Source organism: Leptolyngbya sp. FACHB-541 (assembly GCF_014695875.1).
Classification (GTDB): domain Bacteria; phylum Cyanobacteriota; class Cyanobacteriia; order Elainellales; family Elainellaceae; genus JAAUTN01.
Map to the genome: position 1 here is coordinate 162,872 of NZ_JACJPC010000027.1, position 25,403 is coordinate 188,274.

Annotated in this window: 21 protein-coding genes; 6 read left to right on the forward strand and 15 right to left on the reverse strand. The window is 47.8% G+C overall.

What is annotated here, in order from left to right; genetic code table 11:
- Nucleotides 1-7: 7 nt before the first annotated feature.
- A complete protein-coding gene (locus tag H6G00_RS04190) occupies nt 8-562 on the reverse strand; it encodes a response regulator (RefSeq protein ID WP_190795742.1) in 555 nt (184 codons plus the stop codon).
- A 483-nt stretch (nt 563-1,045) separates the two neighbouring features.
- Here H6G00_RS04190 and lipA point away from each other — a divergent pair, with 483 nt between their 5' ends.
- Nucleotides 1,046-1,984 carry a lipoyl synthase gene (lipA, locus tag H6G00_RS04195; RefSeq protein ID WP_190795743.1) on the forward strand — a complete coding sequence of 313 codons (939 nt, stop codon included), beginning with the start codon at nt 1,046-1,048 and terminating at the stop codon, nt 1,982-1,984.
- A 150-nt stretch (nt 1,985-2,134) separates the two neighbouring features.
- Nucleotides 2,135-2,275, forward strand: a complete 141-nt coding sequence (locus H6G00_RS04200; RefSeq protein WP_190645572.1) for a photosystem I protein PsaX — start codon at nt 2,135-2,137, stop codon at nt 2,273-2,275.
- 225 nt (nt 2,276-2,500) lie between these two features.
- Here H6G00_RS04200 and H6G00_RS04205 read toward each other — a convergent pair whose 3' ends face one another.
- The 12 genes from H6G00_RS04205 to H6G00_RS04260 all read right to left on the reverse strand — a co-directional run bounded on the left by H6G00_RS04205 (nt 2,501) and on the right by H6G00_RS04260 (nt 18,409).
- On the reverse strand, nt 2,501-3,367 hold the full coding sequence (locus H6G00_RS04205; RefSeq protein WP_190645573.1) for a branched-chain amino acid ABC transporter permease: 867 nt from the start codon (nt 3,365-3,367) through the stop codon (nt 2,501-2,503).
- 131 nt (nt 3,368-3,498) lie between these two features.
- Complete coding sequence (locus tag H6G00_RS04210) at nt 3,499-5,274, reverse strand: hypothetical protein (RefSeq protein WP_242042117.1); 1,776 nt, start codon at nt 5,272-5,274, stop codon at nt 3,499-3,501.
- A gap of 65 nt (nt 5,275-5,339) precedes the next feature.
- Nucleotides 5,340-6,977, reverse strand: coding sequence for a DUF2079 domain-containing protein (locus H6G00_RS04215; RefSeq protein WP_190795744.1), 1,638 nt, complete (start codon nt 6,975-6,977; stop codon nt 5,340-5,342).
- A 112-nt stretch (nt 6,978-7,089) separates the two neighbouring features.
- Nucleotides 7,090-8,058, reverse strand: a complete 969-nt coding sequence (locus H6G00_RS04220) for an ABC transporter permease (RefSeq protein ID WP_190795745.1) — start codon at nt 8,056-8,058, stop codon at nt 7,090-7,092.
- Between the two features lie 18 nt (nt 8,059-8,076).
- Nucleotides 8,077-9,135: an ABC transporter permease gene (locus H6G00_RS04225; protein ID WP_190795746.1), complete on the reverse strand. Its 1,059-nt coding sequence runs from the start codon at nt 9,133-9,135 to the stop codon at nt 8,077-8,079.
- Nucleotides 9,132-10,679, reverse strand: a complete 1,548-nt coding sequence (locus H6G00_RS04230; RefSeq protein ID WP_242042118.1) for an ABC transporter ATP-binding protein — start codon at nt 10,677-10,679, stop codon at nt 9,132-9,134. Before H6G00_RS04230 ends, H6G00_RS04225 begins: the two co-directional genes overlap by 4 nt.
- A gap of 147 nt (nt 10,680-10,826) precedes the next feature.
- Nucleotides 10,827-11,885 (reverse strand): BMP family protein, encoded by a 1,059-nt coding sequence (locus H6G00_RS04235; RefSeq protein ID WP_190795747.1) that lies wholly within the window; start codon nt 11,883-11,885, stop codon nt 10,827-10,829.
- Between the two features lie 161 nt (nt 11,886-12,046).
- Entirely contained in the window at nt 12,047-13,009 is a 963-nt protein-coding gene (locus H6G00_RS04240) for an isopenicillin N synthase family oxygenase (RefSeq protein ID WP_190795748.1), read from the reverse strand.
- A gap of 138 nt (nt 13,010-13,147) precedes the next feature.
- Entirely contained in the window at nt 13,148-14,761 is a 1,614-nt protein-coding gene (locus H6G00_RS04245) for a glycosyltransferase family 39 protein (RefSeq protein WP_190795749.1), read from the reverse strand.
- Nucleotides 14,751-15,638 carry a sugar ABC transporter permease gene (locus H6G00_RS04250; RefSeq protein WP_190795750.1) on the reverse strand — a complete coding sequence of 296 codons (888 nt, stop codon included), beginning with the start codon at nt 15,636-15,638 and terminating at the stop codon, nt 14,751-14,753. Before H6G00_RS04250 ends, H6G00_RS04245 begins: the two co-directional genes overlap by 11 nt.
- Nucleotides 15,635-16,315 carry an SRPBCC family protein gene (locus tag H6G00_RS04255; protein ID WP_190795751.1) on the reverse strand — a complete coding sequence of 227 codons (681 nt, stop codon included), beginning with the start codon at nt 16,313-16,315 and terminating at the stop codon, nt 15,635-15,637. Before H6G00_RS04255 ends, H6G00_RS04250 begins: the two co-directional genes overlap by 4 nt.
- A 24-nt stretch (nt 16,316-16,339) precedes the next feature.
- On the reverse strand, nt 16,340-18,409 hold the full coding sequence (locus H6G00_RS04260) for a GAF domain-containing sensor histidine kinase (protein WP_190795752.1): 2,070 nt from the start codon (nt 18,407-18,409) through the stop codon (nt 16,340-16,342).
- 290 nt (nt 18,410-18,699) lie between these two features.
- Here H6G00_RS04260 and H6G00_RS04265 point away from each other — a divergent pair, with 290 nt between their 5' ends.
- Entirely contained in the window at nt 18,700-20,403 is a 1,704-nt protein-coding gene (locus H6G00_RS04265) for an ATP-binding protein (RefSeq protein WP_190795753.1), read from the forward strand.
- A gap of 14 nt (nt 20,404-20,417) precedes the next feature.
- On the opposite strand, the gene H6G00_RS04270 is transcribed toward H6G00_RS04265, so the two are convergent.
- The gene (locus H6G00_RS04270) at nt 20,418-21,833 is read right to left on the reverse strand and encodes a hypothetical protein (protein ID WP_199318298.1); all 1,416 of its coding nucleotides are present in this window, start codon (nt 21,831-21,833) and stop codon (nt 20,418-20,420) included.
- Between the two features lie 1,428 nt (nt 21,834-23,261).
- On the opposite strand from H6G00_RS04270, the gene H6G00_RS04275 reads away from it, so the two are divergent.
- From H6G00_RS04275 to trpA, 3 genes are all read left to right on the forward strand, one after another.
- Nucleotides 23,262-23,483 carry an NAD(P)H-quinone oxidoreductase subunit L gene (locus tag H6G00_RS04275; protein WP_190795754.1) on the forward strand — a complete coding sequence of 74 codons (222 nt, stop codon included), beginning with the start codon at nt 23,262-23,264 and terminating at the stop codon, nt 23,481-23,483.
- Nucleotides 23,484-23,619: 136 nt separating this feature from the next.
- On the forward strand, nt 23,620-23,985 hold the full coding sequence (locus H6G00_RS04280; protein ID WP_190795755.1) for a DUF3007 family protein: 366 nt from the start codon (nt 23,620-23,622) through the stop codon (nt 23,983-23,985).
- A 50-nt stretch (nt 23,986-24,035) separates the two neighbouring features.
- Nucleotides 24,036-24,833, forward strand: coding sequence for a tryptophan synthase subunit alpha (gene trpA / locus H6G00_RS04285; RefSeq protein WP_190795756.1), 798 nt, complete (start codon nt 24,036-24,038; stop codon nt 24,831-24,833).
- 18 nt (nt 24,834-24,851) lie between these two features.
- Here trpA and H6G00_RS04290 read toward each other — a convergent pair whose 3' ends face one another.
- Complete coding sequence (locus tag H6G00_RS04290) at nt 24,852-25,265, reverse strand: hypothetical protein (protein WP_190795757.1); 414 nt, start codon at nt 25,263-25,265, stop codon at nt 24,852-24,854.
- Between the last annotated feature and the right edge of the window lie 138 nt (nt 25,266-25,403).

Below are 25,403 nucleotides of genomic sequence, written 5' to 3' on the forward strand. Positions count from 1 at the left end.
TGTTGGGCTACTTCAGCTTTTGCTTAATAAACGTTAGAAGCTGACCCATTTGTTTCTTCAGCGTATCGATTTCACCCTGCATCTTGGCGATTTTTTGGTTGAGTGCCTCCACTTCGGCTGAGCTAACGCTGGCGGCAGTGCCAGCGTTAGCTCCGACACCAGCTACAGGTTGAGGGCGGCGAGGCAGGCGGGCCTTTGCCATCGCTGCCTTGATCGCCTCAATCAGCTGCTTTTGCTCAAACGGCTTCTCAATAAATTCAAAAAACTCAAAGGGTTCTGAAATCTTTTCGGTGACCTCTTCTCGCCGACCAGACATCATCACGAGAGGAATGCTTTGCAAATCAGTCTGCCCTTGAATTTGCTGGAAAACTTCCCAACCGCTCATGCGGGGCAGTAGGAAATCCAACATAATCAAGTTGGGGCGTTCTTGCCGAATCGCATCAAGTCCTTCAATCCCATCTTTGGCTTCCAGGACTTGGAAGTTACCTTTGGGCAACATGTCCCTTACCATGTTGCGGATAACTCTGCTGTCATCAATGACTAGGATTTTGTGACTTGCCACAATGGACTCCTTTGGTGTGACTCGAAGGAACAAACGAAGGGTGTATTTTGTCGAACTACCTGCTCTGTAGGGACATGAAACCGACCCATAACAAAAGCTTGAGAACGCTTAGGAAAAATAGACTATGCCTTGCATCATCTGCTATGCAACGTCTATTGTGTCATGGACTAGTGTAGCCTCTGATCTACGGAATAGCTTGCATTTTAGCCAGACATCGCTGTTTGCGGCAAAACAATTTTCTAACTATTCGCTAAGTTGAGGCGTTTAGTTGAATCTTCTGGCAAGTCTTTACTCTCCAGAATCAGGATTTAACTGCATCACCCCTACTTCATTTAGCTATCCCAAATCTTATCGTCCTCTACACAAAAAAGTCTTTGCGGATTTGACACTCCTCCATAGCGCCAACAGAGCCGTTTTACCGGGAGGAGACGATAGAATCGGTAGCATATTGGCTCTGCCGGGTAGTGATGGGATTGGGAGAATATGCCTTTAGACGTGGATCAAACCTCAAATCGAGTTGCGGAGGAGGACGTAGAAGTAGGAGTAAGGCGATCGCCCTCTCCTTTGCCAACTTGGCTGCGTCGCCCCATCGGTAAAGCCAGCGAAATCTCCACGGTGCAGCAGATTATTAAGCAGCGGCAAATTCACACAATCTGTGAAGAAGGGCGTTGCCCCAATCGAGGCGAATGCTATGCCCAAAAAACGGCCACCTTTTTGCTGATGGGTCCGACCTGTACCCGTGCCTGTGGCTTTTGTCAGGTCGATAAGGGCCATGCTCCAATGCCGCTAGACCCAGAGGAACCTCAAAAAATCGCTGAGTCAGTCCGACTGTTGGGGCTGCGCTACGTGGTGCTGACTTCAGTAGCACGGGATGATCTGCCTGATCAGGGAGCGGGATGGTTTGCCCAAACGATGGAAGCCGTCCGCCAAGTCAATTTTGGAACCCAGATTGAAGTGTTGACTCCCGATTTTTGGGGTGGCACAGAGGGAGATATCGCTCAGCGACAGCGCATTGCTACAGTTGTACAGGCTGAGCCTGCTTGCTACAACCACAATGTGGAAACGGTGCGCCGCCTTCAAGGTCCGGTGCGTCGAGGGGCAAAGTATGAGCGATCGCTTCAAGTGCTGCAAATCGTCAAAGAACTTGAGCCATCGATTCCCACGAAATCTGGACTGATGTTGGGGCATGGGGAAACGAAAGCTGAGTTAGTTGAAGCGATGCAGGACTTGAGAGCGGTAGGCTGCGATCGCCTCACTCTAGGACAATACATGCGCCCATCGCTAGCACATTTGCCAGTACAGAAATATTGGACACCAGAAGAATTTGAGGAATTGGGGGCGATTGCCCGTGATCTGGGATTTGCTCACGTTCGTTCTGGCCCACTCGTCCGTAGCTCATACCACGCAGGAGAGAGCGAGTAGCACTTAGGTCGCAGGTGAAGCCAAATTAGCCATAACCGCAGAATTAATATTGAGTTCTGTCAATTGGGTGCTGTGCTTTGTCATCCGACAGTTAATAATTAATTTAGGTTTGAGTTCACATGTAAAGTTACTCATAAGGAATTGATTCCCATGACTTCTAAACAAGCAAGACTGAAAGAAAACGTTGCTACTTCAGGGAACCCTCCCTACCCCTATCGCACGCTTTGGGCAATTATTCTGCTGGCGGGCAATTTCTTGGTTGCAGCCTTCTACTTTGGCATTCTTAAGTAATTTCTACGCAAGCAGCTTGCTCTAGCCAAGCTGACAAATACAAAATCTTTGGCTGTGAGTTGAGGGCTGTGGATTCAATCCAAGGTCTTCAACTTACAGCCATTATTTTTGTTGGTGGCGGCTGTCCATTCCAAGCTCTGCTGCAAAGTTTGAATTCAGACAGAATATCGTCGCTGACGGGCGCTATTCTCAGTTTGGCTGTTATCAGGTTATGGACTAAAGTAATCAAATTGTGCCTCGGAACAGCCCTTGAGGGCGAATCAGCAAAACCAGAATCATGATAAATAAGGCAACCCCCAGCTTGTATTCTGTAGGGAGCCAGTAGGTGCCAACTTCCTGGGCAATGCCAATGACGAAAGCTCCGGCGATCGCCCCATAAGGATTGCCGATTCCGCCTAAAATCACCGAGGCAAACATCGGCAGAATTAAGAACCAGCCCATATTTGGGCGCACTGCCGTAATCAGCCCGTACATACCGCCCCCTAATGCCGTTAGCCCCGCAGCGATCACCCATGTCCAGATGACGACCTGATCGACGTTAATGCCGGAGACACGCGCCAAGTCAATATTATCTGCGACTGCCCGCATTGCCTTACCGATCTTGGTGTTTTGCAGCAGGTAATGAAGTCCTAAAATTGCCAGGATAGCAAGCGCCACAACCACAATTCGGTAGTAGGCAATCTTGATGCCAAAGATATCAAGCGCAGTGGCGACGGGCAGGTTATAAGCCTGGTTGTCTCCTCCCCAAAATAGGATGATGCCGTTGCGGATAAATAAAGCTAAACCGATTGAAATAATGATCAGCGTGGTGGAGGTAGCCCGGCGATCGCGCATGGGCGACCACAGTAGCTTTTCGCTAACAAGGGCTGCTCCTACTGTTGCTACCGCTCCAACAATCATCGAGAGCCAAATATTAGCTCCGTTAGCGTTGATCAATAGGGTCAGGTAAGCTCCGAGCGTCATCAAATCGCCATGAGCAAAGTTTGCGAGTCGCAAAATTCCGTAGGTTAACGTCAGCCCGACTGCGGCCAGAGCAATAATGCTGCCAGTCGCAATCCCGTTTACCAACAGTTGAATGAGTTGTTGATCCATACCTACCTTATGTGACCCCTGAGCAACAGTTTATTTGATCTGCCATTCCTGGAAACAATTGTCTAAGAACAATTCCAGTTCGAAAGTTCAAACTGCACCAAATTTCAGATTGTATACCCAAAAGCAAAGAATTAGCCGTCAGAGATTGTAATGCAGTTCGCATCAATGATAGTCAAGTTTCTTTCAGATAAAACTGAGCATTGATCTTGCAACCTCTGCAAAACAGGCTTTTCTCCTCGTTCAAGCCAAGCAATTGCCTCAAGCACAACTGGCTGAAAAGAACTATGGATTAACCACTTTTTCTCTTTAAGAAACTCGGACTGAAAAGAGGTGTTTTCTACTACAAAGAAATCAATCCCATAGGATTGAATCACTTCCTCAACTTCCTCAGAATCAGAACTGTATAGCGCATAGATAGTATCAATAGTGTGTTGCTTAAATTGATTGTAATAGCTTGGATGATAGGCAAATGCAAATTCTTCTCCAGCTAAAATCGAACGCTGGGAAAATGCAGGAAAAGAATTGGCTTCCTTAGCTAAAGAAGCAATGAGTGTATCTTTTGGTTGTTTGGCAAAGAAATCATAGATTTCTGGATAACGCCCAACTACCCACTGTTGACGATTTAAGGCAACAGCAGGCAAAGCGAAGGTAACTAAACACAGGATAAATAGCGTTCCTATCATCCCTATTGCAGCATAATGTTTAACCTTATATCTTGGTTTAGCAAAGGAACGAATGGAAGCGATTTGACCTGATGCGTTTACCGCTCTATTTTGCTGTAACCAACGCCAACTTGCATGAAACAAAATTGTAAAAGCGATCGCAGCCGCTATTGGCATCACAAACCGTAAACTGTGATAAGTATATCGACTGGGAAAATACAGTTTCAACAACACTAGATGAGCTAGAAGAAACACTCCCAAGGAAGCAAATAATATTTGCCATAAAATACGAATTTCTCTCGTAACGCTCCTAACCAGTGACAATTGAGATTTTAGTATTATTGGCAAACTTAAACTAATCCAGTTGACGTAAGGCATGTCAGGAGCTCGTAAACCGCTAGAACCTGACAATATAAATGAAAGAGGATCAACACCAAAATACTTACTTCTCCCTTCTGAACCAAATTCAGGCATTGCTTTCATCTGTGAAGCTGTTACAACTTCCCCAAACCCTGAAAAACTCTGCGTAAATGGAAGTACGACAAGAGCAGCAACTCCTAAACCGAGTAACCAAACGATGTAATGATGCTTCTCCTGAGTTAGGCGAGGTAATCCGTTTTGCCAATTGATTAAACGAACAGTGAGAATCGTAATTTCTACAAGCAGAAGTTGTGGAAAAAATAGTCCCTGGAGAGCAATTGTGATTAAGCAAGGAACTAGCGATCGCCGCAACAGATAATATAAGAAAGCAGCAAAAAGGGGATATACAAAAGCTCGGGGGGTTGCCGAAGCAATATCATCCTTTAACCAAAAAGTTTGATTGAGCAGTAAAACGGCTAGAAAAGCACCTGCCGGAATTGGCAAGAGACGTAGATAAGCTTTGAAGATGTAAGCAGAAGTGATTAGTGCCAATATTACAGGTAGAATCTTAGCTAACAGGAGCGGCTCAATTCCTAGCTTTGCCACCATCCAATAGAGCGATCGAAATCCAGCAGGAGCAAGGGTTTGAAAGTAATCTGCAATTAAGTCATTCGGAAAAAGTTGAGGATCGATATACCGCTGTAACCAAACAACGTGATGCCTAGCATCATCTTGCACAACATTTTCGGCACTGAACGCGCGCTGAAGAGATATTAATCCAAAGTGGAGCGGAATCATTAAACTTAGACACAACCAAATAAATTCATGGTGTTTATTTGGTTGTCCTGATGATGCCTTAAGTTTTAGGAGGTTTTTAATACGCATAAAGGAACAAGTTGATTTGCCAACTAAATTGGCTACAAGAATTTGATTGTCTTGTCAAAAAATTGTTATGGAGAAGCTTCGTTGCTAAAGATAGGAGCTAATTCTTGTTGGTAGGTTGTCCACGCATTTAGAGCTGTCCGATTAGAATTTGCTCCATTTTGCAGAAGAACAACACTATCTTCAAAACCAATCAGGCCGTACTGACGCTCTATGAGGGTATTGGTAGCATCAATCATTGACTTGAGACTTTCGCGGTAGCTCTCAAACGCCGGTTCATACTGTTGCAGATACCAAAGATCGGCGATCGCATACTCTACCGATACACTCTCGTCCAAATCATTTCGCAATTGGAAGCTGGGAAACCGCAGTGCCTCTCGCCGACTCGACAAATGAGAAACGATTTGATCTGTGGCGGTTACACTAGCATCACTTGGAATTTGGGCAAGGAGCGATCGAACTGCCTGACTATGCTGCCATTGTTGTGGCGGAGACACATAAACCCAAGGTTGGAAAGAATCTGGAATTGCCCAAGACAGTGCATGGCTGGGATTTGCTGTCAAAGTGAAGAATAGCGAGAGCCCAATACAGGCAGTCCAGAAGAACCGAAACTGACGAGTGAAGCGATCGGGATGCTTTGCCCACCAGAGAATAGTTCCGTAAAACAATCCTGGAACCAAAGACATCGCATAGCGCCAGTGTGGAGATAGAGCGGTGACTTCTGCCTTTAGTAGCAAAATTTTGAGCAGTGGAAATCCAGCTAATGCCCAAGCTTCAGGAGCAACTAACGGCACAAAAGCGAGTGGCACCCAATGCCCTAACAAATAACTGATCGTCTTCCCCACGGGTGTCACAATTTCAACAATCAATTGTCCAGGGTTACGAGCGATCGCCCATAGCACGTCTAGTGTTGAGGCTTCTTCATTGTCAACGAATTGCCCAAACTGTTCCACCATGAACCGCTGAGAAATGTCTTGAGAAAACAGCGGCATGATTAAGTTGGTGACAAGGAGGATGTAAGCCAAGCTCAACAGACACAACCCGACCCCAATACGGGGATAGCGACGGCTGATCACTAGGTAAAACCCAATGCTGAACAAAATTATGCCGCTGTCTTCCCGAACCAGTAGAAGCAAGATTGCCAGAATTCCAACTATCCACCACCTGCGTTTTTCTAATGCCAGGAGTAATCCAAAACCATAAAGTGGGATCTGACAAATGTCGTGAAAATTAGCAACAGTGGGACCAATGACAGCGATCGCACCAAAATAACTCACCACTATCAAACTCGATAGCTGAGGCGAGTGGTAGTGTCGCGCCAACGCATACAGTACAAATCCTGCTGCTGTAACTAGCGTCACTTGTAAAATGGACAACCCAGCAGGTGATTGAAACAAAGCATAGAAAGGTAGCCACAGCAGCAGGGCAGGCGTAAAATGCTGTCCTAGACGACGATAAGACACATCTGGAATGTCGCCCTGCATGACGCTTGCCGACTCAGTAGACGATAAGGAACTTTCAAACAGCCGACTGTGCAAACTATTCCAAAAAACTTGGTTGAAGATTCCTTGATCAAAGGAAACGTAAGTTAAGGAAAAATTGTAGTATCTGTGCAACACCAAGATGCAGCATACTCCCCAGAAAAGGATAGCAACGCCGATCACGAACTGGAGTTGAGGCGACTTAAAAGCTTTTTGCCAGATCATTACCGAGAAAAAGTCATGGACGGGGGAGTAAGCATTAGTGCGATTTAGCTTACCATTCCTCTGAATCTAGTGTCAGCAATTTTCGGATGGGTAAGCCATAGCGTTTGCCCATTCACCGTTTGCCCTGAATGTAAGGAATGCCCAGTGCGGTTGGAGTTTGGTCACGGATGCGGCGACTCACCAATACCAGCAGCGTTAGCAGGTAGGGGAGCATCAACAGAGATTCGTAGGGCAGAGTTTCCGATCCTAATGCTTGAATTCGAAATTGGATTGCGTCGGCAATTCCGAATAGCAGTGCGCCGAATAGTGCCAGTCCGGGTTGCCAACGGGAGAAAAACACGAGGGCGATCGCAATCCAACCTCGCCCAGCCGTCACTCCTTCAATAAATAAATTGAGCTGTACCACCGTCAACACAGCCCCACCAAACCCAGCCAGGGCAGAACCTGCTAGGGTGCAAAGATAGCGAATAGTGGTGACACTTAGCCCAGAAGTGTCTACAACGGCTGGATGTTCTCCGGTTGCGCGAATCTGAAGCCCCCAGCGGGTGCGGTACAGCAAAAACCAGCAGAGCATCACGAGCAGCGCACTCAAATAAACCACCAGGCTATGGTTAAACAGCACATCACCTACTACTGGAATTTTGGAGAGTCCTGGAATCGGCAGGGAAGTTAGCCCAGTAACGCGAGCTTTGCCCAAAGCAGGATACTCTCGGTAGAAATAAGTCGTCAGGCTTTGCCCCAGGAGAACCAGTGTAATTCCGGCGATGACCTGATCGGTGCGGCAGGTAATTGAGAGAATTGCCATCACCAACCCCATCAACATTCCAGCTAGCAGTCCTGCCAGCAATCCCGGCCAAACGGACAGTTCAATCAATCCTGTTGTCTGTTGCAGCGCATAGGTAGTCGCAAATCCAGCTAATCCACCAACCAGCATTACGCCCTCCAATCCCAGGTTCATCACACCGGATAGCTGGGTAATGATTTCGCCTAAAACAGCCAGCAGCACGGGCACGGCAAGCCGAATCCCGGCGGTGAGAATGGCAATCAGGAAGGTAGTGGTTAAGATTTGATCCCAGGGCATAAGCAAAGAAGGAATGGGTTAAGCAGTTGGTTCTCGTTGGGCGATCGCCTGTCCAGCCAGCACACCCAGCACCAGTAGCGCCTGTAGTACGCCAGCAACCGCCGCTGGAATTTGCAGAGACACATTTAAGCCCTGTGCACCGACCTCCAGAGCTGAAAACAGCACGGCTGCAACTAATATGCCAACAGGATGCAGTTGCCCCAACAGCGCCACTAAAATGCCGGTGAAGCCGTAGCCATCAGAAATGCTGGGCTTTAGACGGGTGTAGGTGGCGCTGACCTCGATCACACCTGCCAACCCTGCCAAAGTGCCGCTGATCAGTAAAGCGGTCAGAATGCTTCGTCCGGTTTTGATGCCGACCCATTCTGCGACGCTGAGCTTTGCGCCCACTGCCTGCAGCCGAAAGCCAAGTGTAGTACGCCACAGCAGCACATAGGCTAGACCGACCAGGATCAACGCCAGCAAAACGCCGATGTGAAGCCGACTATCTCCCAGGCGGGGCAAACGTGCTGCCGCCACAAATTTGGCAGATTCGGGCAAGAAGCCGTTGGGGTCGCGCAATGGAACTCGTGCAGCATACTGCACCAACAGAATGCCAATGTAGTTCAGCATTAGAGTGCAGATGATCAGGTTGACTCCTCGCTTCAAATGCAGCAACCCAGCCAAGCCGCTCCACAATAAACCGCCCAGTCCACCTGCAATCAGCATTAGAGGAATCAGCAAAATAGCGGGTAGCGTTGGAAATGTGAGAGCAACCCAGCCACCCAGCAAGGCTCCAATGTGATACTGGCCTTCTGCCCCAATGTTCCAAACCCGTGCTTTGAAGGCGATCGCCAACCCCAGCGCGATGATCAAAATAGGCGTAGTTTTGAGCAACGTCTCAGTCAGTTGACGCGATCCTCCAAATGCACCAAGGAGCAATTTCTGGTAGGCTTGTAGCGGGTTGGCTCCACTAAGCACCAGCAAAATGCTGCTGAATAATAGGGCGATAAGAATTCCCAGCACTGGAGCTAAAGGTTTCAACCTTTGCAGCGAGAATTGTTTGATCGGGTTAGATGCAACAGAATTAGAAGTCATGAAGTTTGGAGCGATCGCTTCTCACTCATCATGGGGTCATCCGTAACTTGAGTCTTGCCTGCCATCAGTAGCCCCAGATGATTGACATCTGCTGTCGCTGCGTCTATCAAACCGACAATCTGACCTTCATAGAGAACGGCGATGCGATCGCACAGGCGCAAGATTTCATCCAGTTCTGTTGAAATCAGCAAAATTGCTGCTCCTGCATCTCGCCGAGCCATCAGTTGAGCATGAACATATTCCATCGCTCCTACATCTAGCCCTCGTGTCGGTTGAGCCGCGAGAATAATTGGATGGTTGCGACATAGCTCACGAGCAATAATCACCTTTTGAGCATTGCCACCAGACAAGGTGCCGCTCGGCGTGTAAACCGAAGGAGTCCGAATCAGGTATTGCTGCACCAGGGCGATCGCCTGTTTCACCATTTGCGCTGGACGCAGAAATCCTTTCTGGCTGAAGGGGAAACGATCGATATCGCGCAGCAGCAGATTTTCTGTCACCGAAAACTCAGAGATCAAGCCCATGCTGTAGCGATCGGAGGGAATATGAGCCAGGGTGCCGTTACAGTGAATTTGTCCTTGAGTGAGCGATCGCAGCCCAATAATTGCCTCTTCCAATTCCTGTTGCCCGTTACCATCAACCCCAGCAATGCCAACAATTTCGCCTGGATAAACTTGAAGATTAACATTCTGGAGAACCGGCAAGCGGTGATGCCCTACCGCAGAAACTTGCTCCAGAGACAGCAGGGGAGAACGATCCACAACTTCCACAACGACCCGATTTGGACGGTCTAGATTCACCTCTCTCCCCACCATTAGCTCAGTCAAATGATGAGCATCACAGTCAGCAACCTCGACAGAGCCAACTCGCTGACCGTCTCGCAACACAGTGACGCGATCGCACAATGACAACACTTCATTTAGCTTGTGGCTAATAAAAATAATTGCAGTTCCCTGAGCCGCCAATCCTCGCAGAATGGTCATTAACCCTTCAGTTTCTTGCGGGGTCAAGACTGCCGTCGGCTCATCTAGAATGAGGACATCAACTTGGCGATCGAGCGCCTTGAGAATTTCTACCCGCTGTCGTTCTCCAACTGACAGTTGCCAAACAGGTGCTGCCGGATCAATTCCTAAGCCATAGTGAGCCGAAAGCATCCTGAGCCGCTGATGGAGTAAGCGTGAATCGTCTTGCCACCCTCGCCCCCTTTGCCCTAATGCAATATTCTCAGCAACAGTGAACCGCTCCACTAGCATAAAGTGCTGATGCACCATGCCAATGCCAGCGGCGATCGCGTCTGCTGGACGCTGAAAGCGCATAGGCTGACCCCGCAGCCAAATCCCCCCCTCATCTGGCTCATACAGCCCACAAAGGATGTTCATCAGCGTGGTTTTTCCCGCCCCATTCTCACCCAGCAGCGCGTGAATTTCCCCTGATTGCACCACAAAATCAACCTGCTGATTCGCCGTCACGCCCGGAAACCGTTTAGTGATGCCCCGCATATCAACCGCGGGTAGAAGGGTAGATTGTGATGGTGGATGATCCATGAATGCAATTCAGAGAACCGAATAGACTCGTGTAAACACAATGGTATGGGATTAAATGGTGTGGGATTAAGAGAATATTTGGCGATCGCTTGACCTATCCACTTAACTCATCCAGGAGCGAACAATCGTCGCCCTGACTCGGAATTCCTAATTTGGCACAAACGGCACTTCTAATTCGCCTGCTGCAATTTGTTCCTTCGTCTCTTCCACAGATTTCAGTACCCCCTCACCGACCTCATCCTGGAAATCAGTCGGCACCTCAACTTGAATAACCCCTTCTGGAATTGCCAACTTGTAGAACTGATCGGCAAAGGTATCAGCCGCCGTATCGTCCAGCATTTGCTGAAACAATGGCTCCATATTCCAAATCAGGTTAGATGCCACTACTTCTGGGCCCAGGGACGACATATCGCCAACATAGCCAGTAGCGTATCCACCCGCTTCTTTTGCCGCTTCGATCTGGCCCAACGTGGGCCCTTGACCACAGCCAATCCAGAAATCCACTCCGGTTTCTGCTTGAGATAGTGCCGCTTCCTTAGCTTTAGCAACGTCATACCAATCGCCTACCGCCGCACTGGTTAATGTTGCATCAGGACGCACCTGCTGCGCACCAGCCAGCATTGCCTCTCCCATTGCATGACAAACGGGGATGTCGTAGCCATATAGAGCACCTAATTTTCCTGTTTCGCTTAGCTCAGCAGCCACTAATCCAATCAGGTATGCGCCTTGATAAAAGGGTTGGTCGTAGTCCGCCACGTTTTCTGCTGTTTCACCAATGCCACCTGCCCAGGCAAAATTCACCTCTGGGAATTCTTCTGCCACTTCGAATACGGCATCTTGGTAGCTAAAGGAATGCGCCACAACCAGGTCATATCCTTCCTCTGCGTACTGGCGCAAAACGGCAGCGACATTTGCTGGATCAACCGCTTCTGACACTGCCACTTCAACCCCCTGTTCTTCTAGCCTTTGACCCGCTTCAAAAGCCGCCTGATCCCAGGATTGGTCAGTCGAGGAACCGCTCAGCACTAGTGCCACTCTAGAAGCATCTGCTGAATCTTCTGCCTCGGTTGCGTCCGCTGCCTCGGTCGGTTCAGCATCGGTGGAAGTTGTGCTTTGACCACAGGCACCCAGTACTAGGAGGGGAATGGAAAGTGATAATCCCAGTAGTGTTGGTAGAAACCGACGAAAGGTGAACGGTGTAGTCATTTTGAATAATGGGTTGAGTGGTAGATAGGTAGAGTGGTGAAGACCCTTAAACTCCTGTAAATGTTGGGTTTTGCTTTGCTACCCCCAACCTACGCGATATTTTTGTCGGTCACTTAGGACGAATAAGTGTTGTTATAAGTTTTGTTACTGATTTATCTTCTTTAGTAAGTTGCCTGTAGGCGGCTAAGCAGGTATTCGCCCGATGTCACTGGAGGGTATCGGGGTGGATTTTCTGGAGACTGACAACTGGGCAGGCAAACGATTTCAGCATCAGCATCAGGTTGACAGAAGAAGGCAATCGAGTAGCGATCGCGCCCCACATTTTCTCCCTGAGGCAACGCCACTCGATGCTTGGTTGAGCGAAACACGTCATTGCTCCAGCGCTGGGTTAAATCTCCGGTATTAATCAAGACTGCATCAGGGATTGAAGGAGCCGAAATCCATTCGCCTGTAGTTGTTTGCACTTCCAAGCCACCCACATTATCTTGAAACAGCAGCGTCAGCGTGCCGTAGTCAGAATGCGCTCCTGCCCGAATTTGTCCTGGTTTTGGTGAAGTAGCTAAAGGTGGGTAATGGAGTAATCGGAGAGTATAGTTATGAGCCTGATGTTTGTCGGAAATAAAGGATTCGGGCATCTGAAGGGCGATCGCAAACGCACGAAATATCCGATCAGCAGCTTCCGTGCAAACTTCAAAAAACTCTGTCACCGCCTGCCGAAAGTCATCTTGACCAGCGGGCCACTGGTTTAGCACTAGAGCTGGATTCTCAGTTCCCACATCCTCAACAGACACTTCTTTGCCAACATTAAAAGCTTCTTTCAAATCACCAGGCTTTGTCTCGTCCAGTCGTTCTCGCTCAACGCCGACATAGCCACGATTGCTCATTTCGTTTGACCAGGCGATCGCCTGCTTTTCCTCATCTGGCGAGGCAAAAAACCGACGTGACTGGTCGAATACGTGAGCGATCGCCTCTTGTGGAATGCCATGATGAGTCAGATACAAAAAACCTACCTGATGACAAGCACGATAAATTTCTTGAGCAACTCGCTGTTTTCCCTCTAGGTCATCTGTGACAAAAGGAGAAAAATCAATGACTGGAATTTCAACACAAGCATCAACTAGCATAATTTCTCTTACTGCCGAAGCACGCTCAAGCAGGTGTAGCGATCGCCCAACTCCATCGATTAACGCCGATAGATGAACTCACCGTGGTATCGAAGATAACTGTTTATGTAGCGCTGGTCACTCCTGAAAACTAGTTTTCTAACTGCCTTCTTTTGTAATCAATATCCAATTCTCAGTTCCCTTTGACACATTGAGTATCGCTTTGGGCTGGAGCTTGAGATCTCTAAGAGCATTGGAGTCAAGCAAAAAATAGGGTCGGGGATTACTGTTCCAAAGTTCTAGAAGCCGTTCTTGAGAAGCAGGGATAACGCGGCGATCGCTATAGAAATTCAAGGACGGACGATTGTATGGGTAGGACGTGTAAACACGCTGATCAGTCGGGACACCCTGCTGCACAATTTCAGCGACAGGTTTCACCGGATATGCCTCGGCTATTTCCCAGACCCAATGCTCAGAAGTCATTAGCAACAGCAGCGACAGATAGCTTCCCCAGATCAAAACAGAGAGAAACTGCGGATTTTGTCGTGCGATTAAAACGGCAACTGTGGTCATGGAAACCCCGACCGATGCCAGAATCACCTCCAGGTCAGGCTCAGGTTGCAGACTAAACTTGGCGAAATAAAGGCTCCCAACCCAACCTATCACTGCAAATAAAGCAAATACTCCAATCCAAACCCGGGAATAGGTTGAACTGTGGGACTGCTTCATGCCGATAGGCTGACTTCCCCAAAACTGAGCAAGCTGAGCGCCAACAGCCAGAGCTAGAGCCGGGTAGAGCGGCAAAATGTACCAGGGCAGCTTGGTTGCCATGAGGGAAATCGCCATCAGGTAGACCCCACTCCAAACCAAAACCAGTTTTGCCCAACTTAAGGTTCGATTCTGCCAAACCCGCTTAAACGCTAGAGGCAAAAACAGCAGCCAAGGAAAGCCATATTTGAGCAGCTCTAAAATGTAGTACCAGGGCGGACCAACGTGATTCTCTACAGGTGTCCAGATGCGACGAAAGGACTGGTCAACGACGCTAACGCCGAGAAACTGCTGTCCATACTGCAGCCATTGTGCTCCATACCAAAGGGCAACGGGTAAACTGCCAATGCCGATGCCAGCCCAAAGGTAGGGCAGAGTGATTAATCGCGGAGTATCCCACAGTAAAAAGATTAGGGCGATCGCTCCCAGCAGCAAGCCCAACATCACACCTTTTGTCAGGCAAATCAAACCAAATCCGATGCCAATTCCTAGACTGTAGCGACTGTCCCGGCGCGATCGCAGCAAACACCAGACCATCAGCAGCATAAAGCACAGCACTGCTCCATCCAGCATCGCCAATCGCCCATGTCGCACCACAGGGAGAAATGTCAAGTAGACTAAAGCGGCAAAAACAGCAGGAATTCGTTGCCCAAGAGCTTCTCGTCCAATGCTGTAAAGCAGGGGCACCGAAAGCGCTGTGAGAAAAGCCCCTGGCAGTCTAGCTGACCATTCGTTGATGCCAGCGATCGCATAACTTCCCGCAACCAGCAAATGCATCAGCGGCGGCTTATTTAAGTAGGGTTCACCCCAGTAAGTAGGATAGAGCCAGGTTAAGGAATGGGGAGGCGATCGCCAAATCTCACGCGCCACTTGTGCCACTAGCCCCTCATCCCAATCTCGCAGGGGCAAGCCGCCCAAATTAATGCTGTATAGCAACATTGCTGCTGCAAAGAGCCCTAACAGCCACAGCCAATCCGTCAGACGATCATCCTGCTTAATTTTCATCTCCTAAAATTCGGAGCTGTAAGTAAACAAACACTAGCGTTACCATCAACAGCACTGTAGCAGCCGCAGCCGCATAGCCAAAGTCAAACTGAGCGAATGCTTGATTATAGATGTAAAAAACCAGCAGATTCGTCGAGTTTAACGGACCACCGCCGGTGATTACATAAGGTTGCTCAAAGCTGCGGAGCGTAAAAATTGCTGTCGTCACCGTTGCAAAGATTAGCGTCGGACGTAACCCCGGCAGCGTAATGTGCCAAAACTGCTGCCAAGCATTTGCACCATCCAGCTCGGCTGCTTCATAACGATTGGCAGGAATGGCTTGCAGCCCCGCCAAAAACACCACCAGGTTGAAGCCAAGCTGCTTCCAAATGCTCAACAAAATCAGCACAGGCATGGTCCAGATGACACTGCCCAGCCAGGGAATTGGCTCTATTCCAACAGTGCCCAACAGCGCATTCACTGGACCATCGGTTTGAAATAGCCAGCGAAACCCAAGCCCTACTGCAACAAGAGAGGTAATTGAGGGAATAAAATAGGCAGTCCGCAGCAGCCCTCTAAACGCTACCGACCGATTTAGCAGCACTGCCAAGCCTAGAGGAATTACCAGACTGGGAATTACAGTAGCCAAGGTGAAATAAACCGTATTGCCGATAACTTGCCAGAAATCTGGAGTGAGGAATAGCCGCCAGTAATTTCTCAGCCCAACCCACTGAATTCCCGCACGGGTAAAGCTGCCCGATGTAAAGCTGAGATAGATCAGATAGACAATCGGACCCAGTAGGAATGCCCCTAGTAAAATCAGGGCTGGAGCCAGGAATAACCAGGCAACTAGAACTTCGCGCTGCGGTTCATTTAGGGCATTTGGCGATCGCGTCATGACAAGCTAAACAGTTCATTAGCCCGCTCACGAATCGCAACTAGATTCATCGCCAAATTGGTGCTGAGCCGACGTTCAATCAGTCCCACAGGCATTGCCATGCGAGGCAAAACCAGAACGCTATAGCAAAGTTCTGTGCCTGTTTGATTCCCTAACGTAATAGGTTGAAGCTGCCAGCTCCCAGAAAACACCTTGAAGTCTCCCTCAATCATTTTGAAGTCAAGCCGTTGAGGAAAATTCTCAACCATATCAAGGACTACACGCGCACAAAACTTGAAGTTAAGCAAACACTGAGTTCCTACTTGCTCTAACCGAATACCGCCTTGCGGGTGAGGAATCTGTCTGCTCTTGGACAAGCTTGGAATAAAGTCTGAAAGCTTCTCGTAATCCGTGAGGATCTGCCAAACTTGCTCAGCAGGATAAGGAATTTGTACCTTTGCAGAAATTCGGCGCTGCCGCCCATCCAACCGTTCCGTCTCAACCTCTACATCCTCCAGCAAGGCTGGCTCATAAGGCAGGTCAACGTTAACCAACTCAGGAGCTGCTGCATCCTGAGCGGCTAAAGGACTACGCTCCGAATTTAGGTTGTACACGTCGGTCACGGGTAACTCCAGTCGATCGGCTTCAGGATAAACAGGGAATTTAGGAGAAAAGAACTGAGGGTTAGCGGCTTCCATAGGTATCTATGCCCAATTTCTCAATTAGATTAGGGTTCTGTCAAGGTCAGAGTAGGTAGAGTTCCCATGAACTACAGGTAGAGTTAAGGTAAAGCAAGTCTCCCAGGATTGGCTCTGCTCTAGGGGACGACTAGAGACGGCGATCGTTCCATTGAGGTGTTCTACCAAACCTTTCGCAAGAGCGAGTCCCAGCCCAGTTCCCTGAATTGCTCTTTGAGTGACTCCCTGCCCCCGGCGAAATTTGTCAAAGATGTACGGCAATTCCTCCGGAGAAATTGCAGAGCCGACATTGCTGAGTGTCAGGACCAAACAGTTCTCTGAATGACTAAATTCACGATGAGCGTTCAAGTGAATAGAACTACCGTAATCTGCATATTTTTCGGCATTTGTCAGCAGTTCTGTCAGAATGCGATTGAGGCTGTCTAAATCAGTATGAACTGGCAAAGGTTGAGAAGGTAAATTGACAACTAGAGTTAATTTTTTGCTGGTTAGACTTACTTCAAAGGATTGGGTCAGGTCTTGAATGAAATCCTTGAAATCTATTTTCTGCCATTGAATAGTCGTTGAGTTTGACTCTAGTTTCTGCAATGCTAGCAGGTCATTGATCAAGCTTGTTTCTTGAGCACACTGCTGTTCCAAAATATCTAGGTATTTAGCTTGGCGCTCTGGTGGTAGGTCTGCCTGGCGCAACATTCGAATCGCTAGAGTCATACTGGTCAAGGGAGTCCGCAGTTCATGGCTGACTGTACTAAGAAATTCTTCCCGAATCTGGTGCAATCGGCGCAATTGTTCGACCTGTTGACGGGTTTTTTCATAAAGTTTTGCCTGTACTTCAAGGCTTCGCTTGAGTTGGGCAGTGCGCTCTTCGACTAATGCTTGTACCTGTCGCAGTGTCCGGGATTGAATGATGGCAGTGCTGAGTTGAGCTGCAACTAGTTTGGCAAAGATAATATCTTCTCGCTGCCAGGAACAAGGCTGAGAGTGCTGCAAAGTTAGGTAGCCCAGTACGGTGCCTTGACTTTCTAGCGGCATCAAAACTAGAGCTGGCATTGCTTCCAGGTTGAAGATTGGCGCAATACTTTCAGCAGGGGCGATAAAGTCAGCAGAAATAGGAGGGTTTAAGACATCGGTGGTAGCCGTGGAAATGACGACAGGCTCGGTACCATTGATAAATGCTTGCTGACAAAGTTGACAACTAGAAAGTTCAAAGGAGGTATTAGACCAAGTGCCTGTTTCTGAGTTGATGATTTCCTCAGAGCTTGAAGCAGTTGGAGAATTGAGCAGGTCACAAGCTCTGGGTGATTCACAAACAACCGTTACTTTAGCTTTTGGAATTTGTAAGGTGCGGTTTTTGAGGGGGTGGTCAGAATATTTGAGCAACAAAACAGCACTGCGACTAATCTGTAGCGCTGTAATTAATCCTTCTGTTACGAGTTGAAAGATTTGGGGTAGATCCCAAGCACTCCGGATAGCTCTAGTTAGCTGATCGATAAATGCTTGATACCTTACTTGCTGCTGCACTTGCCGCTCAAGTTGAGCTTGAGAGATGGCGATCGCAACTTGCTCTGATGCAGTTTCGAGTAGCTGAACCTCTTCCTGTGTCCATCGATGAGATTGCGATCGCATCACCATAATGACTCCGTTGATTCGCCCCTGGAAATGGGTTCTTTTCGCCAAGACCGCTTTGATGGTTGGTGTTGGCACGTTTAGCAATAGTGGCTTAATTTTTTGGCTTTCTGGTATGTGTGATGAAGGTTGAGATTGCGGTTCTGTCTGAAGCTCAGATGCTGCTTGGTAGTCAAGCAAATCAGTTTGAATGTCAGCTAAAGCAATCGAATGAGAACAATCAGATGTTTCTTCAGATCCTTTGAAGAGCCGTTTTTGCAAAATGATGAGTGAGGTAGGTTGATAGCGATGAAAAGTCGCTTGACTTTGAGGAGTCCAGCAGACGGACTGATGGCTAGCTCCATCAGGATTAAGGGCGATCGCACAACAATCTGCCAAAAACGTTTCTCCAATCACCTGGCTCAACGCCAACAGCGCTGACTGACTAGTGTCGCTTGTCAAAAGAATTTGAGCCAGTTTTTGCCGCATCTGATCTGATATGTTGTTTACCTTGAGGCTGGGTGATCTTGACTTGCTTCAGATTACACGTTGTCAAAGGCTTACAGTATCCGTGATTCCTCTACGATCCACTAAATCTTGTCTAATGTTTTTCAAAATTTGTGTGAGAGCCTTCCGCAATTCTCAGGGCTTGCACTAGTTATGCAATGTCTTGCAAGGTTAAGAAAATTCTTTAGGGCAAAGGTTACTAACCCATACTGAAGCTAATACCTGCTATAACCGACAGGGAAAGGGCTTTACTCCCTCTGCATTTTGAATCTATGACTTCAGTGACTTCAGCACCAGTTGCACTCTCCTCATCACAGACGATCGGTACGGTTAAAGGTCCGGGGGAAGACGGAAATCAGTATGTTTTCATTACGGCAAATAACCGTCACGTTAAGATTGGTGAGTTTGTTTACTATGAAGTGCCTGCAGCGGAAGCCTTCCAAATGCCGCTACAGATTCTAGGTAAAATTTCAGCTCGTTGTTTAATTGATCATTTGCCTGATCGGATTTTTGCTGATACCGAGATTAGCCCAGAGGCGATCGCTGCCTTAGTTGGTTTCACCCATCCCAGCCCTGAGATCTACGAAGTCACTGTGGATGTAATCGGCTACTTCCATCGATCGCTGGGCTTTATGAACCCACGTAAAACGCCTGATCCAGGCGCAAAAGTATATTTAGCTGACGATGCTGGTTTGCAGCAGGTTTTGAATAAACGGCAACCTGGAGAAGTCGGTTCAGCCCATATTGGTTCCCTGTTGCTGAGAGAAACTGCGTCAGTGCCGATCGCCCTGGATGTCAAAGAATTAGTCAGCACCCACATGGCGATTTTAGCGGGAACCGGATCGGGTAAGTCCTATACGGCTGGGGTCTTGGTTGAGGAATTGCTATCGCCCCACAACCGAGCCGCAGTGCTGATTTTTGACCCGCATGGAGAATATGGGACGCTATCAGACATGCGAGGGCATCCGGATTTTACAGCCGCAGATGGTTATGCCCCTAAGGTTAAAGTCCTGACTCCAGACGATGTGCGGATTCGGGTTTCTTCATTGGATTACTACGATATTTTGACGCTGCTGCCAGAAATGAGCGATCGCCAGCAGTCAATTCTCAACAAAGCGTTCACTATTCTTAAGCGACACAAGCGGGGCGACTATCGCTGGGGCGTGAATGATTTGATTGCCGCGGTCTATGAAGCAGACCGAACGCAGGATGACGAAGGAAATGAAAAGACCGGATCTTCTGCTCCTGCGATTGAATGGAAACTCGACCGATTGGATCGATCAGCATATTTCCACTCAATTGATCACCTTGCTCCCAAAGATTTGTTTGAACCGGGACAAGTGACCGTGCTGCAAATGAATGAGATTAGCCAGGAAGAACAGCAAGTTATCTGTGCAGCAGTGTTACGACAAGCGAGCCATGCACGCATGAATACGGAAAAGGGCAACATCACATCCGAGGATGAGAACTATCTGCCTTATCCCGTCTTTGTCCTGCTCGAGGAAGCTCATCGCTTTGCGCCTGCCCATGAGCCGTCTCGCTGCAAGATGATTTTGCGAACCATCCTGAGTGAGGGACGAAAGTTTGGCATGGGGGTAGGGCTAATTACCCAACGTCCCGGCAAGCTTGACTCAGATGTTCTATCTCAGTGCATGAGCCAGTTCATCATGCGGATCGTTAATCCTGTTGATCAGGACAGCCTTAAATATGGTGTAGAGGCAGCCGGACGGGACTTACTGAAAGAGTTACCCGCCCTTACCAAAGGGCAGGTGATTGTTGCAGGGGCTTGTGTCAATACGCCTGTTCTATGTCAGGTGCGACAGCGCAGAACGGTTCATGGTGGTGAAACGTTAAATGCGCCTGAGCTATGGCAGAAGCATTTCCAGCAGCACCAAGTTAGAGCGAGAGAGATTGAGAAGGCTCCTGTGGCGGGGCGATCGCGGTCCCAAACTTTCCGAGGAGTCAGCATTGAGTAGTTCAGCTAAAACAGTTAGCTACTCAACTCTTCCTCACCCTCTTCAATGAGTATCTCTAAGGTATCCTCTAAAGCTTCCGGTTCATCAGCTAAAGCCCCATTCCGCTTAAACTGAGAAAAAATTCGGCAGGCATCTAGGCTTAGTTTTGCTCGCTGAGGTGAATTGTGATTGTTCATGTCAACCAGATTGTATTCAACATTCTCAGCGTAGATTGCCATCGTAATATTGAAAATCTCAAAGAAATTGACAACCCATTGACAGTCTTCTTCAGAAAAGCTCTCGTAGTATTTGATCAAATCAGCGATACGAGCTTCTAGGTGCGTACGTGCATATTTGCAAACCAAAATAATCTTTAATAGGACAACTACCAGAGTCAGAGGATTACCTTGTGAAAGTAGCAATACAAAGAGAGAGGAAGGCTCTTGCTGGTTTTCAGTTGTGAGATACTCAATGACTCGATTAGAAGTCCGCAGCAGCAACGCATCAGTAATCACCTTATCGTTGTGGGTGGTGTATAGCGCATCTAGTCTTTCCAACAGCTGCTTCTTAAACGTTGTCACAAAATCGTCATGCTCAACCGAGAAAAGCAGATATTCCCCAAAGCTACGCTTGAAATCCTGATAGGTTAAAGTTCTAGTTTGATTAACAAAAATGTTAGCCAGATTAGCGTAACTGAATTTCCCTCGTCTAGCTACAATCATTTTGATTAAACGCAAACCGTTATCACCCAAACTCGTTGGATTTTTAGGTAACTTTTCTTTAGGCGCAGCGATTTCACAACGGGCAGTATAAAGAGCCAACTCAAATTTAAACTTATCTTTCAGTTGCCGTGATAATGCTCTTGCAGCTTCACGCTGCTCAATCGGATTCTTTAAGTTGATGTATTGTGGAACAAGTAAATAGGAAGTATATCGCTGGCTCCAGTGAAGTTCTTCCTGGTTTTCATATCTAGCAGCAAAGAGTTTAAGTTCTTGAAAATCTGGACTATCAACAAAATTTTTGAGCCAGATACGCAGCCTTTTCAGCGTTGGAGATAGCGTATGGCGATTAAGAACTGGATCAGAAAAGAGTTGAATTAGCTGCTGAATTGATTTGTGGCTTCTAGCAATATCCCAGTTGTTAATCAAAATGTAACAAGCTCGTTTGAGCGTATTCCGAAATTCCTGTTCTTGATTGGCAAAAACAAGTTCATATAAAGCTGGCAGCGTATCTGAGCTGACAGTATCAACATGGTGAATAAAGAGATGTCTAAACTCTACTAAAACGTCTTCAGGCGACCATGTTTTAACAATCTCCAAGAGGTGATTGTAGATTATGTCTTGTGCCTGCGAGACGTCTCGCCGACTCCGATTTGATTTTGCTGGAGTCTGACCTTCTGTCAATCTATCCACAATCATCACATTACCCAAAGTGACTAGCGCTTCACTCAAAAAGTTGGCAATCTGTTGTGTTTACTGAGTATGTCTAGAAAATGGCAGTGCCTACCAGCCCAGACGAGTTAACGCTTAAAATGCTCTCCTCCCTAATCCTCAATCGTAATCTAGTCAATTCCGGCAACGAGAGTCAGATGTTGTGTCAATCATTGCATCTGCGTACCCACCGGCGTATCCGCCAGAAGGTTCTAGGATACATTAAGGTTACCTATTAAGGGCAAGTACGGCTTTTTAGTCTAAAGTAGATTTGCATTTGTGACAGAAAATGCTGTAGGGGTACGCAGTTTTCCACCCAACATGGCTTGCCAAGCAAAATTTAGGTGCCACAAATTTCGCTCATATCGCCTAGAAAAGCTTCAAGCTTGGCATCAACTTGTGAAGAAGCTTCAGGAGTAGCGCTAAGGGAATATTTAGCTGAATATGGGGGCGGAGGGACTTGAACCCTCACGACTTCAACAGTCAACGGATTTTCATCCTCTCGCAGCTTTCGCTACTGCCTTGAGCGATCTAGTGCTAGATCATTAGGCTTTGAGAATTGGACCCTCCCTTTACCCGCGCTTTGTGAAGCTTTTCAGCTGCCAACAAAACGTGTGGGTAGCTCCCGTCGGGCCTCTGCACCTTCCGATCAGGCTCAGAGTCTGGCACTTTGCCTTATCTGTTAATCGGCTTGGCTCAGGATTGCCTTGTCTAAGGCACAGGAAAGAGGTTGTGAGGTTGAGGACAACTGCTGATGCAGCTAATGCCTCACTCATAGAGCCTATTTCCGTTGCTTCAGATTTAGGTTTCCCTGAATTTGAGAGCTTCCACTTGATGGGTTTCCCCGCCAAGGCTCAGTTTTCTAAGTCCGCAGCGTCTACCATTCCGCCACGCCCCCGTGATTCAACTTGAGGATTTTGATTTACTCAGTCGATACTTGTCTATTCCATCACTATTTACGAGTCTACGCAACTTCTTTTGTGACACTAGTGCCAATAATATTGCGGTGAGCCAAGGTACAGGGTTGTTAACGATGTTCCTCACTCTGTTTTGCAACAGGTTTTGCAATAGTGGGTTACGTGGTCACCTTCGTCAGGAGGTTTGATTTTGCTGCAGCAAATTCTTGTGGAGCAGGAAATTCCATGGAATTCAGATTTTTGTTACTTTAATTACACGCTTTACAAGCGTTTTGCTTTGGTTAATAGCCTTCCTCGGCTGGCTAAATGGATATTCACAGACTAAGTACCTGCAATGTTATTTAAGTATAGAATATTTAAGAACGAATCAGTAATTTCATCATAAATTAGAATTAGTAATTTATTTGATTCGTCGAGTTAATTGGCTTAAACAGTGCGATTTCCACAGCTAGCGGTAATATAGAGGGGATCTGCTTGGGACAGCACTGGGTAGGTCAGGACTATATAATCAGCTGAATTATTTGTGAAGGTTATGTCAATTCCATTGGTTCCATTGCTATATCTGGGCTTGGGAGGAGCATATTTGCTGGTCATCCCGGCGCTCACCTTCTTTTACCTGCAAAAGCGCTGGTACATTGCTAGCTCAGTAGAGCGGGTACTGATGTACTTTTTTGTATTTTTGTTCTTCCCTGGGCTGGTGCTACTTAGCCCGTTTCTCAACTTCCGTCCACAGCGGCGGCAAATTGAAACATAGCGATCCGTTGCGCTGGACTGTGGAACTAAGGAAATCTCCGTAAGGGCAAGCAGCAGTTTGCCCTTAGAAGCTATTTCCCTTAGACTCTTTGCTGCAACGGGAAATATTTTTGACAGATAACTCAGGTTGATCCTGGATGCGACGAATTGACGTAATCGGTATTGGTATTGGTATTTTTGCGGCAGGCGGCTTACTCTACCTGATCTTGCAACGGGCTGGGCTGGATAGCGTCGATGCTGGCATTTGGAGTCAAGCTGCTTTAGTTGGTGGGTTAGTCGGCTGGCTGCTGACCTACCTGTTTCGAGCTGTAACTCAAAATATGACCTACAATCAGCAACTTCAGGACTATGAGGATGCTGTTTTGCAGAAGCGCTTGGAAGAGATGACTCCAGAGGAACTAGCCAAGCTTCAGGCAGAAATTGAGCAGGAAAAACAGTTAGCTCAGGAGAAACAGCTAGCAACTGAGGAAGCCAGGCGATCGCAGACGACCAACGAGCCGTAGAATGGGGAACGGTCATTTTTTAGCGAATCTACGGAGCGGCAAGGTCACAAATGGGATTAGTTCTAGATTGCATGGATGCTCTGCGCGATCGCGGTCAGTGTGCGCTGATTCCCTTTATCACAGCGGGTGATCCTAACTTAGAAACAACAGCAGAAGCGCTCAAGACCCTTGATCGCAGTGGTGCTGACCTGATCGAGCTGGGAATTCCTTACTCTGACCCACTCGCTGATGGTCCCGTAATTCAGGCAGCAGCGACCCGTGCGCTTCAGCAGGGAACCCGTTTGGAGCAAGTACTAGACGTAGTCCGGCAAGTTAGCCCTGAACTAAAAGCTCCGATCATCTTGTTCACCTACTACAATCCCATTTTGAACCGGGGAATTGAGGCATTTTTGCAGCAGATTGCTGAGGCGGGCGCACGAGGGCTAGTGGTTCCCGATTTGCCGTTAGAGGAAGTAGAAGGGTTGCTCAAGCCAGCGGCGGCAGCAGGAATTGACGTGACGCTGTTAGTGGCCCCGACCAGCCCAAAAGAACGAATCGAGGCGATCGCCACTCAATCTCAAGGCTTCATTTACCTGGTCAGCGTAACGGGTGTGACCGGAATTCGCTCTCAGGTCGAAACGCGAGTACAAGATTTGCTGCTAGATCTGCGGAACGTTACTGATAAGCCAATTGGGGTCGGTTTTGGCATTTCGCAACCGGAACAGGCTCGTCAAGTAAGAGAATGGGGCGCAGATGCGGTGATTGTCGGTAGTGCATTCGTGAAGCGACTGGCAGAAGGCACGCCTGCTCAAGGCTTGAAGGCGATCGAATCATTTTGCCGTAGCTTAAAGATCGCCATCAGTCAGTAATGGCTCTGTTGTAATTTACTACTGAATTTGCTTTTGAATTCGCTTTAGCTGAATAGAGCGGCTGGCGATCGTTGCTTTCTCTGGCTCAAGCTGAACATAAACTTTACCCGAGAGAAACTTGCCTAACGCCGATCTCTCATAGACCAGCAAGTCATCTTCCTCTGACTTTTGCTGATAGCCCATTTGACCCAAAACGTTGTTCAAGTTCGACAGGAATGCCTTTTTGCCCTTGAACGTAACGGAGAGAGTAGTCGTCCGGTTGAAATATGCTCCCATCAGCCCAGCAACCAGTCCGCCCATCAGTCCAACCTGCTGGGGAATTCCAGAGCCCATGCCTGTTCCTAACGCCTGAGATGAGACAAGGGTGAATAGGACAGCAGTGCTAGTGAAGTAATACAAAAACGTAACGCCAAAGCCGGGACCGAACTGCATAGATTTGACCTAGTTGAACAAGTTCCGCGTAGGTAAGTTTATAGCAGTTCTTGGGTAGCTAAAGTACAACATACAGCAGTGGCGCGGTGCTCCACTGCTGTATATCGTGCAATTGAGAATTGCTATGTAAATCCATGT

Coding starts and splice junctions, on each gene's coding strand:
- H6G00_RS04230 (WP_242042118.1), bottom strand. CDS start 10,679: ATGGATCATCCACCATCACAATCTACCCTTCTACCCGCGGTTGATATG.
- H6G00_RS04235 (WP_190795747.1), bottom strand. CDS start 11,885: ATGACTACACCGTTCACCTTTCGTCGGTTTCTACCAACACTACTGGGA.
- H6G00_RS04220 (WP_190795745.1), bottom strand. CDS start 8,058: ATGCCCTGGGATCAAATCTTAACCACTACCTTCCTGATTGCCATTCTC.
- H6G00_RS04205 (WP_190645573.1), bottom strand. CDS start 3,367: ATGGATCAACAACTCATTCAACTGTTGGTAAACGGGATTGCGACTGGC.
- H6G00_RS04255 (WP_190795751.1), bottom strand. CDS start 16,315: ATGGAAGCCGCTAACCCTCAGTTCTTTTCTCCTAAATTCCCTGTTTAT.
- H6G00_RS04250 (WP_190795750.1), bottom strand. CDS start 15,638: ATGACGCGATCGCCAAATGCCCTAAATGAACCGCAGCGCGAAGTTCTA.
- lipA (WP_190795743.1), top strand. CDS start 1,046: ATGCCTTTAGACGTGGATCAAACCTCAAATCGAGTTGCGGAGGAGGAC.
- H6G00_RS04280 (WP_190795755.1), top strand. CDS start 23,620: ATGCGACGAATTGACGTAATCGGTATTGGTATTGGTATTTTTGCGGCA.
- H6G00_RS04265 (WP_190795753.1), top strand. CDS start 18,700: ATGACTTCAGTGACTTCAGCACCAGTTGCACTCTCCTCATCACAGACG.
- H6G00_RS04210 (WP_242042117.1), bottom strand. CDS start 5,274: ATGCGTATTAAAAACCTCCTAAAACTTAAGGCATCATCAGGACAACCA.
- H6G00_RS04215 (WP_190795744.1), bottom strand. CDS start 6,977: ATGATCTGGCAAAAAGCTTTTAAGTCGCCTCAACTCCAGTTCGTGATC.
- H6G00_RS04200 (WP_190645572.1), top strand. CDS start 2,135: ATGACTTCTAAACAAGCAAGACTGAAAGAAAACGTTGCTACTTCAGGG.
- H6G00_RS04225 (WP_190795746.1), bottom strand. CDS start 9,135: ATGACTTCTAATTCTGTTGCATCTAACCCGATCAAACAATTCTCGCTG.
- H6G00_RS04290 (WP_190795757.1), bottom strand. CDS start 25,265: ATGCAGTTCGGTCCCGGCTTTGGCGTTACGTTTTTGTATTACTTCACT.
- H6G00_RS04240 (WP_190795748.1), bottom strand. CDS start 13,009: ATGCTAGTTGATGCTTGTGTTGAAATTCCAGTCATTGATTTTTCTCCT.
- H6G00_RS04275 (WP_190795754.1), top strand. CDS start 23,262: ATGTCAATTCCATTGGTTCCATTGCTATATCTGGGCTTGGGAGGAGCA.
- H6G00_RS04260 (WP_190795752.1), bottom strand. CDS start 18,409: ATGCGGCAAAAACTGGCTCAAATTCTTTTGACAAGCGACACTAGTCAG.
- trpA (WP_190795756.1), top strand. CDS start 24,036: ATGGGATTAGTTCTAGATTGCATGGATGCTCTGCGCGATCGCGGTCAG.
- H6G00_RS04245 (WP_190795749.1), bottom strand. CDS start 14,761: ATGAAAATTAAGCAGGATGATCGTCTGACGGATTGGCTGTGGCTGTTA.